This is a genomic window from Cupriavidus sp. GW821-FHT07C08 (genome assembly GCF_059419025.1).
This window is the reverse complement of the sequence record NZ_JBWKQZ010000026.1, coordinates 1-14054: the sequence shown is the minus strand read 5'-3', so window position 1 is coordinate 14054 and position 14054 is coordinate 1. Positions and strand designations below refer to the sequence as shown.

The following is a 14054-nucleotide window of genomic DNA, read 5'->3' as shown; positions in this document are numbered from 1 at the left end:
CCCACGTATATTTCATGGACGAGAAATGCCTGCCGCTAGGGGAGAAGTCCAGAGCCGCCTGCGTAGGTGACGGCTCTGGCTAGGGCTTGCATACCGCCTCGACGTGCGAGTCCGTCATAGCCGAACGTACGAATGTTGCGGCCTCGTCGAAGGAGCGCGTCAATGTCTCGCCATGTCGTGCATTCGAGAAAGCCTTCCACGCGACCGTGTTTCCTGCCTCGCAGAGTGCCTTGACGGCCGTTAGCTGCCGTGGGACCGGGATAAGCTCGTCCGCCAAACCACTCCCGATCATGATGGGAAAGCCTACCTTGAACGGTTCACCATATCCCGCCGAGCCCAGCATCAGGTTGATCTGCTCCGGCGGGACCGTGAACGCGTTCTGCAAGGTAACGCCTTCGCGCTCGGCAGCGTCACGGGGTGAGCACTCGGTCTGAATCGACTTCAGCAGTAGCTTGCCCTTTGCGCTCAGGAGCTCATCCAGGGATCTTCCCGGCGGCAAGCCACCGCCCAGCATCCGATATATGACGTAGTGCGGCGCTCCGGCTCCCGGCATCACCGTTTCAGAAGCCGTGCCAGGATCTGGCATGTAGTTCACGGATGCCGTCGCGACAGCCGCCGTGATCTTCAGTTCCGGAGCATAGGTATCGGCCAACCTCGCCGCACCCAACGACGCCCCCGATCCCTGCGATTGACCGGTAATGGCCATCCTGTTGGCAATGCGGCGGTTTGCCTGCAGCGCGGCACGTGCGGAATCGAGTACAGAGCGCGCTTCGGCCTGCCAGTTGAGATACGGCTCCGGGCCAGGTCCACCCAGCCCCTGATAGTCGGTTGCCACAACGGCGTAACCAGCGGCTAGCCAGCGATCGATGTAGTTTTTGTTGCTCGCGTTGGGACCTGCCCACGATGGAGCGCAGGAGTCGGCCATGCCCACCGTGCCATGAGCCATGACGATCAGCGGCCACCCTCCTTTGTCCACGTCGCCGCGGGGGACGTATAGCGCTCCGCTGACGGGAACAATTCCACTCTTCCATCGAAAATCCTCCGACGTGTAGAGGATCCGAACAGCGGAGCCGGCATGCAATGGCGTGAGTGCTGCAGGCAAGGCCTCCTTTCGCAATAGCTCACCAGGGGAATGTGGCAAGGCATTGGACCAGCGATAGAACGGAGAGATACCCTGGTCGCCAACGTCGGCGCCAGTGGGCAGTGAAGATGTGCCAGAGGCCAACGCGCCAGTTGCAAGGCTAGTGGCGCTCAGAATGCAGCAAAGAGTGTTCGCGTACTTTGGAAAGGATAAGGGCATTGAGGCTCCTCCTTGAGTCGGGAATCTTGCGCTACCAATACGTTCATGCGGAGCCAAGTCGCAACACGATCACGGATGTCCTTGCAGCCCGCTCGCCTTTCGGCTCTCCAAGCGCGCCTATGTCCTGGGGCGTCAGCACCGTGCATTTCCTGATACATGCACGATTGCAGGCCATTTCATGGAAATTGCGTGCGAACGTACATCCGGCTCAGCTTCTGAAGAAAGCCCCGGCAAAGCGGCCGGGGTATAAATCCTGGCGACGCGGTGGCAGCCAGGAGGAGAACGCCTTCAAGAATTAGAACTTGTGGCGAATGCCTGCGGCCACACCAACCATGTTGTCTTTGCCCGGGGCGAGCTGATGCCCGGCCGCAAATGCAGTAACCGCAGTGTCCAGGCCTAGTCCGGCATTCTTCGCGTATGCCGCCGTCAGGTACACATCCGTGCGCTTAGACAGACTGTAGTCCGCCAGCAATTGGATCTGCCACGGATTGGCCGGGTTGGTGACCGTCGTCGAACTGGTGGCCATGCTCTTCACGTTGTCATAGGTGTAGCCCAGCGTAAGCTCCAGTGCACTCGTGGCCTGGTAGTTCACGCCGAACCAGTAATAGTCGTCACGGTTCTGGGTGACGGCGGACGCCAAGCCGGCCCGCGCCTGCGCTTGCCCCCAGCGGTAGCCTGCCATCAGCTTCAACTTCTCGTCGATCGCGTAACTGGCGGCGACCGCGGCCTTACGAACAGTGCCGGTGGCGCCGCCGTCACCATTCAACGACGGACTGAACTGGTCGTAGCCAACACCGATGCCGAACCGCCCGGCAAAGTAGGCCACACCAGCGCCGAACCCGGTGTCACGACGAAACTGCCCTGGGACCTCGCCATTGCCAAGCGCGCTATTGCCGAACGACCAATGTGCCATCGCCTTGACGCCTCCGACCTCGAGTGCGTACTTGGCGGTATTATCGGAACGGCCATTCAACCCGATCTGCAGGTTGCCCGGCTCCCACAGGGTGGCGTATCGGATCGGAGCGAAATTGCTCAGCGCGTCGTACAGTGTGGTGTACTGTCGCCCCAACGTCAGCCTGCCGTAGCTGGCATTGCTCAAGCCAACATACGCCGTACGCCCGAACAGACGCCCCCCGTTCTGCAGACCTCCCGTGTCAGCGCCGAATCCGTTTTCCAGCACAAACAGCGCTTTGCTACCGCCTCCGAGGTCTTCCACTCCGCGCAGCCCCCAGCGTGACCCGGACAACCCGCCACCGCTGGCCATTCGTACCACTGCAGCAGAGCCCCCGCTTGATGTGGGTGCATTGCTGACGTACTCGATCGGGACATCAATCACGCCGTAGAGCGTCACGCTCGACTGAGCTTGTGCCGCTCCCGCACAAGCACACATTGCCGCGGCGACGATCGTAGTGGGTGTTGCCTTCATCTTTAGAGTCTCCTGTCTTTTCCTGTCTGGCGGCTCAAGCCGCCCTCGTTTTCAGCTGTGGTCGGATATGGCTGGATCAATGCAAAAGGGGGCCTCCCTCCGCGGACCGCGTGCCCGCAAGGTATTGATTGAAAAGGGAAAGAAGGGGAAACCTGCCGCGGCAGGCGGCGCTCGGGTGCGCACCCGCGGCACCCATCCCGCACCGCCCGCTGCGCAGCTGTGCTAGCCGCTGGTCATAGCCGCCGCGCGCCTCTCGTCAGCGTGAGCAGGTGAAGCTGGAAGCCTGGTCGGCGTCGCCCCCGGCATAGCGCACATAGCTCGGGTACTCGCATAGCGGACGCGTGCGGCCCGGTCGGGCGTACGTGTCGGCCACCACAGGGGAATGGGGCGGCTGGCCCTTCGTGGCCCAGTCGTCGAGAGCGCCCAATGCATCCCAGGCCGGCGTGAAGGCGGTGCCGATGCCACTGTGGGAAACACCGGCAATCTCATAGAAGCGGAGGAATCGTCGGACCGTTTCCTCACCCATGACGCCCACGACGCGGTCGTAGTACTGCTCAGAGGACTGCGGCGGCACGGCCTGGTCGGAAAGGCCATGTATCAGCAGAATCTTGCCACCGTGCCGATAGAAGGCGCTCAGATCGGCCTGGTTCATGTCCAGCATGGCAGTCAGCCGAGACAGCCTGTCCCCCCAGGCACCGGGCGACGCAGGATCGACGTGGACCCACGTCGCATCCGCATCACGCGTGACAAAGTACTTGAGATACTGGTCCGCTATGACGTGGATGAACGGCATGCCTGGCTTTGTCGGCAGCGCGGCCGGTAGGGTTCCGAAGCCGTTCTGCGTCGCGGTGCGCGAGACGCTATCGCCAATGCCGATGCCCAGGTCGCTGCCCCAGACATTGAAGCCTGGAAACTGCGTTTCCCCGCTGGCCAAGGGACGCGGCGAGACAAATGGAGTCGCCATGGTTTTCAGCGTGTGTATCTGCGCGTCGGAAAGGCAGGCCTCCCCTTCGTCCCCGCCGCTGGCGCAACGCAGGGGACGGTCTCTGTATCGGGCCGTGGCGGGGTCGAACACCTCCTGACAGCGTCGGGAATTGCTGATCAGACCATCCGCGACACCGTCAAGCCGGTCGCAGGCCTGTACTGCCGCGGCCAGCACGAGCCGCCGCTTTGCCATGTCGATGTCGCCGCCAGGCGCCTCAAGCGCGCGGGCAATGCGTGCGAACTGTAATTGCAGCGTGCCCAGGTTGATCGCAGGCCAGAAGATCATTGCACCGTCCAGGTCCGCCGGGTACTTCTGGACCATGGCCAGCGCCTCCTTCCCGCCGTTTGAGCTGCCGTGGAAGTAGACCTTATCCGGTGCCCGGCCGTAGCGTAAGTGAATCAGGACCCCGGCCACGTCGCGCGTCTTCTTCAAGGCCTCCCACGCATAGTTGCGCAATGCCTCATCATTGGCCGCGAAGCTGCCGTCCGCGGAGTTGCTGCTGTGCCCCGAATCGCTGCCGAAGGTAGCATAGCCACGCGCCAGCGGTATCGGCATGTCAGGCGGCTGCAGGCGAATCTTCCCTGCAGTGCTCAAAATGCTGCCATTGAGGCCGCCGCCGCCGTACATCAGCGCCTTGCCATTCCACGCTTCCGGCAGATTCACCTCCATGCGGACGGGCGGCGCAGCTGGATCGACCGGTGCGATACTGGCGGTCACCCGGCAGAATGCGCCCACCGCATCCGCGCCGCTACCGGACGCGCCTACGGCGGTTGCGCCCGTCACTGTTGCGCCACCAGTAGGCAGCCCAATTGAAGAAGGCGCAATCGTTTTGCCGGCCAGGTCTGCACAGCTCAGCGGGTTCACGGCAACAGACTGGGCTGTAGTCGTCCCCGCACAGCCGGTCAGTGTTGCCACCGCCACAAGGCAACCCGCACCCAGTCTCGAAATCGTCAGTAAGCGAGTCATGTCCGGGCCTCCATACCCGTGCCAGAGATCAGCCATTGCAGCGCCGGCTCGAGGCGGCGCCATTCCACCCCGGAAGCCATATGGCCATAGGGGCTTTCCAGTTCGAGGTAACGGGTCGGGCCGCGTGCGTTCTCGAGCAAGCGGGATGTCTCCGCGTCAGGAGGAAAGATCGAATCCGTGGTGCATATGGCGAAAAGCAACCGCGCGCGAATCTCGCCCACGCGCTCTCTCACGTCGAAGTTTTCCGCCGCCCCCGCCAGCGCGACCATACTGTTTGCGTCAAAACGCGCGGCCCACTCGCGGCTCTGCCGCTCGAGCGCCTCCAGGCGCTGCTCGGGATCCGGCATGCGGTCGCCGTACAAGCGCTCCATGCCATATGAGCGCAAGGTCTCCATCCGTATTTCGAACAGGGTCTGAGGCATGCCACCGTGCATGTAGTACCGACCGTCGCGCCACTCCGGGCTATCAGCAAATCGAGCCCGGGTCGATGCTGCGCTCAGACCCGCGGGATGCATCAAACCGGACATCACCACGCCGATGCTCTCCACCATATCGGGGTAGTCCAGCGCCCACTGCAGCGCCTGCCAGCCGCCATACGAGGGACCGACCACCGCACGGAGTCCTTGCACGCCGAGCTGCTGCAGCAACCGGTACTGCACGCCGACGATGTCCCGCACGGTGATGGCAGGAAAGTCCGGCCCCCACTGCAGACCAGTAGCCGAGTTGATACTGCGGGGGCCCGTGGTACCGAACGCCGAGCCGAGCATGTTGGAGCAAACGATGAAAAAGCGATCCGTATCCAGAGGTCGCCCCGGCCCCAGCAACGGCGCCCACGATCCCTCTGCCGTATGGTGTCCCGCGGACAGCATGGACGGACCGCTGGTAAAGCCATGCGTCACGAGGATAGCGTTGCGCCCATCCGGCGCGAGCGTCCCGTGAGTAACGTAGGCAATCTCAACGTCGGGCAATACTTGCCCTGACTCCAGCGCGAACGCGCCAATCGAACTTGTCTGATTCATATCTCAATCGATGTGGATGCCGGCGGTCTGGATGACTTTGGCCCATTTCTCGGTTTCACTGCGCACGAATGTGGTGTACTGCGCCGGTGTCGAGCCGACGACCTGCGCACCGAGCGCCTCCTGCTTGGCGCGTAAGGGTCCGCGCAAGGCCTTCATTGCCGCGTCATAAAGCCGCATGACGACGACATCTGGGGTGCCGCGCGGCGCCGATAGTCCGGCCCATGCCGTGGCCTCGAATCCGGGAAACCCAGATTCCGCTACCGTCGGCAGATCAGGAAAGGCTGGAATGCGTGCGGCGCTGGTGATTGCCAGAGGTATCAGGTGCCCTGTCCGCGCATACGGGATAGCAGCATCCTGGTTGATGAACATGGCGTCCACTTGCCCGGCCAGCAGGTCATTGAGCGCGGGCGAGCCACCGCGATACGGCACATGCAGCACCGAGATTCCAGCGCGCTGCCTCAAGAATTCCAACGCCAAGTGCCCCGAGGATCCGTTGCCGGCACTCGCGATGCTCAGGCTGCCCGGCTTGGCGCGCGCCTTGGAGAGGAGATCCTTCAGGTCTCGAACGCCTAGGCCCGTTCGTGCTACCAACACATTGAAGCCGGCCAGCAATTCGGTGATGTGAACAAAATCGCGATTGATGTCAAAGCCCTGCTTGGGCACGAGCGTCTGGTTTGTCGCGTTGCCGATCCAGGACAGCATCAAGGTATAACCATCGCCTGCGGCACGTGCTACTGCCTGTGCCGCAATCGCTCCCCCCGCGCCCGCGCGATTGTCGATGATCATCGGCTGGCCCAGTAGTTGCCGCATCTCGTCGGCAAACATACGCGCGAATCCGTCTGAAGGACCACCGGGCGGCGCCGCTACCAGGAACTGGATCGGACGCACCGGATACACAGCGGATTGCGCAAACAGCGAGGGCTGTACAGCCCACAGGCCGGTCGCGGCAATAAGTAGCCTGCGCCGACGCTCGCAGACCGCGTCGAGTTGCGGGACCATTGTCTTGTCTCCTTGTTTGTTTGCAGGCATGATGCCGCGAAACGGGCGCTGAGCCCAATTAATTCCTCACGGTACATATAAGACTTCCCGATACCATGCACTCGGCCTCTGCCCTATTAGCTCGCCTGCTCGCACGCGGCAAGTTTCGCCACCTCCAGGTACTGGTCAAGCTGGCCGAACTTGGAAGCGTGCAACGCACCGCGGACAGCATCGGTATGACGCAGTCCTCCGTGACGCAGACGCTGGCCTATTTGGAAAAAATGCTGGAGATTGAGCTGTTTGAACGCCACGCGCGCGGCGTACGTCCTACGGCGGTCTGCGCTGACCTCCTGCCTGTCGCGCACAATATGTTGTTGCGGCTGACGCAGGGTGCGGAACTGGTGGCCGCGCGCAGCCAGCACAGCCAAGGCAGTGTGCGTCTGATGGCCTCTTCCGCTGCCATCAATGGGATGCTGCTGCGTGCACTACCGATCTTTGCTGACCACCATCCCAACGTCCAAACTCAGTTGGTGGAGGCCGAGGGTGATGACCAGCTTCTTGCAATGTCTCGAGGTGAGGTCGATCTGGTCGCCTGCCGTAAGCGTGCGGTTGTGCCAGAAGCCTGGCAGTTCCATGCACTGATGCCAGACCGCTTTGCTGTCTTGTGTGCGTCGACGCATCCAATGGCGGCCATGCGACGAGTGACTGTTAGCACGCTCTCCAGGCAGACCTGGCTGCTCCCCCCTGCTGGATCGCTGGCACGCGTATGCTTCGACGAACTGGCCAACCGGTTTCCCAAGGCGCCGGCCACCCATCCGCTGCTGAGCCGCTCCGCCAACTTGATGCGCTCCCTGCTATTGCAGCGCGAGCTGTTGACCGTCCTGCCGGTCAGCCATGTAATTGATCTGCTCGGAGAGGGAACGCTTTGTGAAGTCGAGGTGGGCCCGGCAATGCCGCTTGAACCGCTCGGCGTTATGGTGCGTGCAGTCGGGACCGAGGCCGCGATGACGCTATCAGCTTTCCTGATAGGAATGTTCCAGCCAGAGGCGCTTGCCGCTCCCGACGGCATCAGCAGGCGCCACCCACAACGGCACGGTAAGTGAAGCTTGAATGCAGCGAGATGACGAGCGCATTGGCCGGCCCGGGGGCAATGCCCGATGCCTTCGGCTAGTCCATCAAGCGGACGGCTTGTTGGCGGAGGCAAGCATGGTGCGCCAGCGGCTCGCTCCCCCCGGACGGCCTGCCGGAGCAGCAGCTCTCGCTGGCTTGCTCGGAGGTCCGGCAAGAGTCGACGGCGCAGATGCGATGCCGTTCGATCATGCCTGCGTCGGTTGCGTCGCAGGCTTGCGCTTGAACAGGATCTTGGTGTAACCGCGCTGCACCAGTACCTGGTGTTGGTTGTGGATCTCAAAACGAAGCCCGACGATGCCGCGATCTGGCTTACGGCTCTCGCGGGCATCCATCACGGCAATCGTAGCCCCCAGCGTATCGCCCGGCCTGACGGCCGCGAGAAAGGTCCACTCGACGCCCAGCATCCCCAGCACAGTCCCATCGAACAGGCCCGCCCGCGCGCCCAGGCCCAGGGCCATGCCCAGCACCATCGGACCGTGCGCGATGCGCCCACCAAAACCGGCCTCCGTGGCGAAGATCTCATCGGTGTGAAGCGGATTGAAGTCTCCACTCAGGCCCGAGAATGTAGCGACGTCGGATTCGGTAAGCGTTCGCCGCACTGTGACAACTTCGCGCCCTAGCGCAAACTCTTCAAAGTACCAACCCATCTTCTCGCTCTCTCGTTCTGCCACCGTCACACCCGCGATGGCAAGTTCTAGGAAACTTAACGTCGCTTCAAACCGCGAAGATCGATGATTCCAGGCATCGTTCGTGGATCCACTCCTTCCGGGAAAATCTGATGCTTCTGAACTTTCTGCGTTGCCGTCTTCGGAATCGCGTCGGCAAACCCGATCCAACCTGGAGCCTTGTAGTAGGCCAAGCTGCCATGGCAAAAGTCGAACAGCTCACGTGCGACGGCAGCGCCCGCGACACCCTGGCGCAGCACCACGCAGGCCAGCACTTCTTCCTCGCGCATTTCGTCCGGTACGGACACCACGGCCACTTCTTCGACAAGGGGATGACTTTGCAGCAGTGCCTCGACTTCCGCCGCGGCAATGTTCTCCCCTGAACGACGGATAATGTTCTTGCGGCGCTCGACGAAGTGAAGGAGCCCGTCCGCGTCCCGCGTCACGATGTCGCCGGTGTGGAACCAATCGCCGCGCCACGCCTGCGCGGTCGCCGCGTCATCGTCCAGGTAGCCGCTAAAGAAGCCGCAGCGCGGCTGTGCGGCCGAATGCCGGACCAGCAACTCCCCGGGGACACCATCGGGTACGTCCGACTCTGCGCCATCGACCACCCTTGCCTCGATGCCCGGCCGCACCCGGCCGAATGCGCGCGTGCCAACCTGGCGCGGCGCTTCGTTGTCGATGATTGCCCGGACCATCTCGGTCATGCCCCAAATCTCGATCAGCGGGAAGCCGAAGCGCTGCTCGAACATCGCATGGCGCTGAGGATCGACGCCGGCGCCGATGGCAAAGCGCACCTGATGATCCCGCTCTCCCGGATGCATTGGCGCACTCATCAGCATCGGCACCATTACGCCAAGGTAGTGGATGACCGTTGCGCGTGACTCGCGAACCTCGGTCCACCAGCGCGCGGTCTGGAATCGATCGGTTTGGACTTGGCAGTTCCCCGTCAACATGGCGCAGAAGAAGGACAGCACGGAGGCGTTCACGTGGAACAGCGGCAACGGATTGAAGAATCGCTCCGCACTTTCTGCTAGCGCCGTCAAGCCGCCGCTCGACGCGTACCAGGCGCCAACGGCAAGCTCGTACCCGTGCGACAGCACGCAACCCTTGGGTCGGCCAGTTGTCCCCGACGTATAGAGCACGCTGGCGGGCGTATGGGCATCCGGCCGTATCGAATCAGCCCGGCGGAGCGGCGCTTCCAGCTCCTCGACAAAGCGCTCAAGCCTCAGAGCCGCGGGCCGATGGCTGGCCAGCGCAAGGCCACCTCGCACGAGGGCCTCCACCCGATCGACGAAGAGCACGAGATCCACCTTGGCATGATCGACAACATATGCGAGCTCGCGCGGCCGATGGTCCGGGTTCAAGGGAACGCAGCAGATTCCCAAGGCGTTCATGGCCAGCTTGTGCAGCAAGTGTTCCAGGCGATTCTCGAGCATCAAGGCGACACGATGCCCCAAACCATAGCCGGCGCGCTGGTAGCACGCCGTGAGACGCCGCACCGCCCGCTCCGCCTCGGCATAGCACATCTCGCTACCCTGTGCTGCATAGTGCCGCGCCGGGTTGGCCGGCACCGCGAGAAATGCATGGTCGGCATACGCCTCCGCAGCACGCAGGAAGGTCTCGCCAATAGTCGAGGTCTCGTCGATTGAGATCACGCAATCTCCTTGCGGCACTCAAATGAGTTTTACTCACGATCACACCAAATCTGTCACCACGCACAACTAAGGGTAATACCTATGAGGACAAAATACAAGCTTAGATCTAATACTATGCCGAATGAAATCACTAGTGAGTTCACCTCACTAGATAGCACCACACGTCGCCCCTGCGGTCCGGCGCCTCCCATCGATGCGGTCCGGCGTACCTTTGTTGTCGAGGAAGAACTTCATGCGATCACTGGTCCACAAGCTCGTACTACTGAGCAGCCTCACCGCTGCGTTTTCGCACAGCGCCTACGCGCAGACCGACAAGGTCAAGATCGGATTCCTGACCGACATGTCCAGCGTCTTCGCGGACATCGACGGCAAGAACGGGGCCACGGCTATCCAGATGGCCATCGACGACTTTGGCGGCAAGGTACTCGGACGGCCTATCGAGCTGATTGCCGCGGATCACCAGAACAAGGCTGACATCGCCTCGTCCAAGGCTCGCGAGTGGATGGATACTGGCGGCTTGGCCGTCTTGCTGGGCGGATCGAACTCAGGGGCGGGGCTCGCGATGGCACGGATTGCGCAAGAAAAGCGGCGGGTATACATCAACATCGGAGCAGGAACGCCATTGCTAACGAATGAGCAGTGCAGCCCATACACCGTGCACTATGCTTTCGACACGGTGGCACTTGCGCGGGGCACCGGTAGCGCAATCGTGGAAGGCGGTGGGAATCGCTGGTTCTTTCTCACGGTGGACTATGTCTTCGGGCATTCACTCGAGGCCGACACGGCCAAGGTGGTGAAGGAGCGGGGAGGATCCGTGGTCGGCTCCGCCAGGCATCCACTCAACGCTCCGGACTTTTCCTCCTACCTCGTGCAAGCGCGGAGTTCCCAGGCACAGATCCTCGGACTCGCCACAGCCGGCGGGGATGCGCACAACGCCATCAAGTCCGCCAAGGAGTTCGGCATTACCAAATCGATGAAGCTGGCTGCCCTGCTCATCTTCCTCAGCGACATCCATAGCCTGGGGCTGAAGACGACCGAAGGCCTCTTGTTCACCACCAGTTGGGATTGGAATCTGAACGAGCGCTCGCGCGCGTTCGGCAGGCGCTTCTTCGCCAAGACCCGGCGCATGCCAACGGACTTGCAGGCAGCGGACTATTCGGCAACCATGGCCTACCTCAAGGCAGTAGAAGCGGCGGGAACAACCAATGCGGACAAGGTCATGTTCCAACTCAAGAATACCGTCATCGATGACTTCTATGCCCGGGGGCAGATCCGCCCCGATGGTCGATTCGTCCACGACATGTATCTCATGCAGGTCAAATCCCCCACCGAATCCAAGGAGCCATGGGACTATGCCAAGCTAGTTAAATCATTGACTGGAGAGTCCCTCTATACGACCAAGATGGAGAGTCGCTGCCCTTTGTGGAAATAGCCGCTGCTCGATTCGGACGAACGAAAATACAACTGATGGCCGCCTGCGCCGGCGCAGGTGGCCGTGCTGCCACACCTCGGCCCTCAGGGTAGAATGGCGCCATGAGTACCGACGAATTTGCCTCTGCGGCAGCTGGAGCGGTTTGCGGGCCACGGGCTCGATCGCGCCTCAACCCATGAGGCGTACACTGAAAGGAATGCAGCATTGAGCTCGACAGCAAGACGAACGGGAGTCCGGCTCGGGCGCGAAGAGCGCGTGGATAATATCCTGGCTGTGGCGCGCCAGGTCTTCGCCGAACGCGGCTACGAGAACACGGCCGTCTCCGAGATCGCTGCCCGCATTGGCATCGTCGAAGGCACAATCTACAAGTACTTTGAGACCAAGCGCGAGCTGCTGCTCAAGGTCATCGAATCCTGGTACCAGGAGCTGGTTACTGATTACGAGCGAAACCTAGCTGGGGTGGTCGGTGTGCACGGCCGCCTGCGCTTCCTCATCTGGCGCCACTTGCAAGCGATAGTCGACAACCCTGCCCTCACTCGTCTGATGTTCCGCGAGATCCGCTCGGAGGCAGACTACCCAGGGTCGAACCTGTATGACCTGAACAAGCACTACACCGGCCTGATCGTCGACGTTGTGCAGCAGGGCATCGATGACGGCACGTTCCGCGCCGACCTTCCGCTAGGCTTTGTGCGCGATATGATCTTCGGCGGGATCGAGCACCATACTTGGAGCTTTGTTGCCGGGCGTTCGCCGCTGGATGCGGAACAGGTCGCAGACCAGGTGATGTCCTTCGTGAGTTCCGGAATTCGCCGCGAGGACGTCGGGAACGCGCTGGACCGACAGATCCAGCGCTTGGAAGGGGTGGCCGACCGACTCGACAAAGTTCTCAAGAAATAGCAGGACGTTTCCTGACCGCCCGCGTCCCTGACACCGGGAGAAGAATCCTGGCTCGCTACGGAATGGTTCGCACGGTCGAAAGAATGCCGGTGATACCCCGGCCCCGAGACCATCGGTGCCACAGATGCCGCGCCGCTCCGCACAGACGGCCAGCAACAGCAGGCGGAACGCCTCTGTAGACCGCGTACAGCGCAGGCAAGGATTGCCGCAAGCCGGGGTCAACAGCGAGCCCTTCGACCGATGAACTCAAGCACCTGACGATTGAATTCGTCCGGCCTCTCGACAGACTTGCCAGCGATCGGCGCTGCTAAACGCCACGCTTCCCAACGGTACGACGCCGGAACTGTCCTGTGGCGCGCAAGACGCCGATCCGGTGAAGGCAATATTCAAGACGCCTGAAGCCAGCACTGGTGTTCCGCTTCGACGCAGGGTTGGTACGCTACCGTGCTGACGTAATTGGCCGGTATTGTCGCGTCTGGTATGCTGGCGCTTCTTCCCTGCCGGCTCCGGCTCCAGTACGGAGCGAAGCGTCGCGCGGCGCACGCCATTGGCCGATGCACGAATATCGCCCAGCACCCGGACCCTCGCCAACCAGCTATCAGCAATTTCTTCAGTCCTCGCGTAAATTCGCGACGATCGGTACACACCCGTGGCACCGACGCAGCAGAGCAAGCAGAGCAGCAGAGCAGCAGAGCAGCAGAGCAGCAGAGCAGCAGAGCAGCAGAGCAGCAGAGCAGCAGAGCAGCAGCAATAGAAATGCAAAGCCCGCTCCAAGGCGAGCGCCAATTCTGAAATCCCCAATCATTTTTATCATTCTTAATTTATAACTTGAGATAATTTCCCAGAAAACAAGTCAAGCATTCAATGCGAATGAGTATCTTCCGTTGACCAATGGTAGGCCTCCCGTAAGGATGAAATGAAAATTTCGTAGAAATATCCCTATCATGCAGGGATGTGTTTAACGATGTATGGAGACACCCTCCTTGAGAAAAGGCCAAGATGGCGCCGCCCAACTGTGACACTACCCAGGCCGATTCGTTGTCCGGCCGAGTGGATAGGCTCATTTGTCCCAAGCGATGTATGTATGAGGAGGAGGATTTGATGACGCCCCATATGCGTTCGGCTGGTTTGGTGGTCGTACGTCGCGTCACCACCGAGTGGCACTGCTTAGTCCTGCGCGCGTATCGGAACTGGGGTCTTCCCAAAGGCTTGCCGGAGCTCGAGGAAGGCCCACTACAGACGGCACTGCGTGAGACCAGAGAGGAGACGGGGTTATCTGGTCTCGAGCTTCATTGGGGTGAAGGCTATCGGGAAACTGAACCCTATGGTCGCGGCAAGATCGCGCGCTTCTATCTTGCCTTGTCGTCAAGCGGCGACGTGAGTTTGCCGATTAGCGCGGAACTCGGTCGGCCTGAGCACCATGAATTTCGATGGGTAACCTTTGCCGAGGCCAAGAAACTCCTGCCTGCCAGGTTCGAATCGATTCTTGAGTGGGCGGAGAGGACTGTCGGTATCTTAAGCTAGTCCAATGCGTCATTGAAAAAGCACCCCATTCATGGTTAGATCAGGTGCATGGGAAAAATGAATCTGACCGAGC

General features: G+C 61.4%; 12 protein-coding genes. 4 read left to right on the top strand and 8 right to left on the bottom strand.

Annotation, left to right across the window (positions count from 1 at the left end):
* Positions 1-79: 79 nt before the first annotated feature.
* From AC07UK_RS27280 to AC07UK_RS27260, 5 genes are all read right to left on the bottom strand, one after another.
* On the bottom strand, positions 80-1102 hold the full coding sequence (locus tag AC07UK_RS27280) for a lipase family protein (RefSeq protein WP_494686895.1): 1023 nt from the start codon (positions 1100-1102) through the stop codon (positions 80-82).
* Between the two features lie 493 nt (positions 1103-1595).
* Positions 1596-2726: a porin gene (locus AC07UK_RS27275; RefSeq protein WP_494686894.1), complete on the bottom strand. Its 1131-nt coding sequence runs from the start codon at positions 2724-2726 to the stop codon at positions 1596-1598.
* A gap of 256 nt (positions 2727-2982) precedes the next feature.
* On the bottom strand, positions 2983-4677 hold the full coding sequence (locus AC07UK_RS27270; protein WP_494686893.1) for a tannase/feruloyl esterase family alpha/beta hydrolase: 1695 nt from the start codon (positions 4675-4677) through the stop codon (positions 2983-2985).
* A complete protein-coding gene (locus tag AC07UK_RS27265; RefSeq protein WP_494686892.1) occupies positions 4674-5696 on the bottom strand; it encodes an alpha/beta fold hydrolase in 1023 nt (340 codons plus the stop codon). The genes AC07UK_RS27270 and AC07UK_RS27265 overlap by 4 nt, the downstream gene beginning before the upstream one ends.
* 3 nt (positions 5697-5699) lie before the next feature.
* The gene (locus tag AC07UK_RS27260; protein WP_494686891.1) at positions 5700-6695 is read right to left on the bottom strand and encodes a Bug family tripartite tricarboxylate transporter substrate binding protein; all 996 of its coding nucleotides are present in this window, start codon (positions 6693-6695) and stop codon (positions 5700-5702) included.
* A 95-nt stretch (positions 6696-6790) separates the two neighbouring features.
* Between AC07UK_RS27260 and AC07UK_RS27255 the strand changes: the two genes are divergently transcribed.
* Entirely contained in the window at positions 6791-7777 is a 987-nt protein-coding gene (locus AC07UK_RS27255; RefSeq protein ID WP_494686890.1) for a LysR family transcriptional regulator, read from the top strand.
* A 213-nt stretch (positions 7778-7990) separates the two neighbouring features.
* Here AC07UK_RS27255 and AC07UK_RS27250 read toward each other — a convergent pair whose 3' ends face one another.
* Positions 7991-8452 carry a MaoC/PaaZ C-terminal domain-containing protein gene (locus AC07UK_RS27250; protein ID WP_494686889.1) on the bottom strand — a complete coding sequence of 154 codons (462 nt, stop codon included), beginning with the start codon at positions 8450-8452 and terminating at the stop codon, positions 7991-7993.
* A gap of 56 nt (positions 8453-8508) precedes the next feature.
* Positions 8509-10128: an AMP-binding protein gene (locus AC07UK_RS27245; protein WP_494686888.1), complete on the bottom strand. Its 1620-nt coding sequence runs from the start codon at positions 10126-10128 to the stop codon at positions 8509-8511.
* 232 nt (positions 10129-10360) lie between these two features.
* Here AC07UK_RS27245 and AC07UK_RS27240 point away from each other — a divergent pair, with 232 nt between their 5' ends.
* Together AC07UK_RS27240 and AC07UK_RS27235 are read left to right on the top strand one after the other, a co-directional pair.
* Positions 10361-11560, top strand: coding sequence for an ABC transporter substrate-binding protein (locus AC07UK_RS27240; RefSeq protein WP_494686887.1), 1200 nt, complete (start codon positions 10361-10363; stop codon positions 11558-11560).
* 255 nt (positions 11561-11815) lie between these two features.
* On the top strand, positions 11816-12457 hold the full coding sequence (locus AC07UK_RS27235; RefSeq protein ID WP_494686886.1) for a TetR/AcrR family transcriptional regulator: 642 nt from the start codon (positions 11816-11818) through the stop codon (positions 12455-12457).
* Between the two features lie 246 nt (positions 12458-12703).
* On the opposite strand, the gene AC07UK_RS27230 is transcribed toward AC07UK_RS27235, so the two are convergent.
* Complete coding sequence (locus AC07UK_RS27230; RefSeq protein ID WP_494686885.1) at positions 12704-13258, bottom strand: hypothetical protein; 555 nt, start codon at positions 13256-13258, stop codon at positions 12704-12706.
* Between the two features lie 300 nt (positions 13259-13558).
* Here AC07UK_RS27230 and AC07UK_RS27225 point away from each other — a divergent pair, with 300 nt between their 5' ends.
* Entirely contained in the window at positions 13559-13981 is a 423-nt protein-coding gene (locus AC07UK_RS27225) for an NUDIX domain-containing protein (RefSeq protein ID WP_494686884.1), read from the top strand.
* Positions 13982-14054 lie beyond the last annotated feature (73 nt).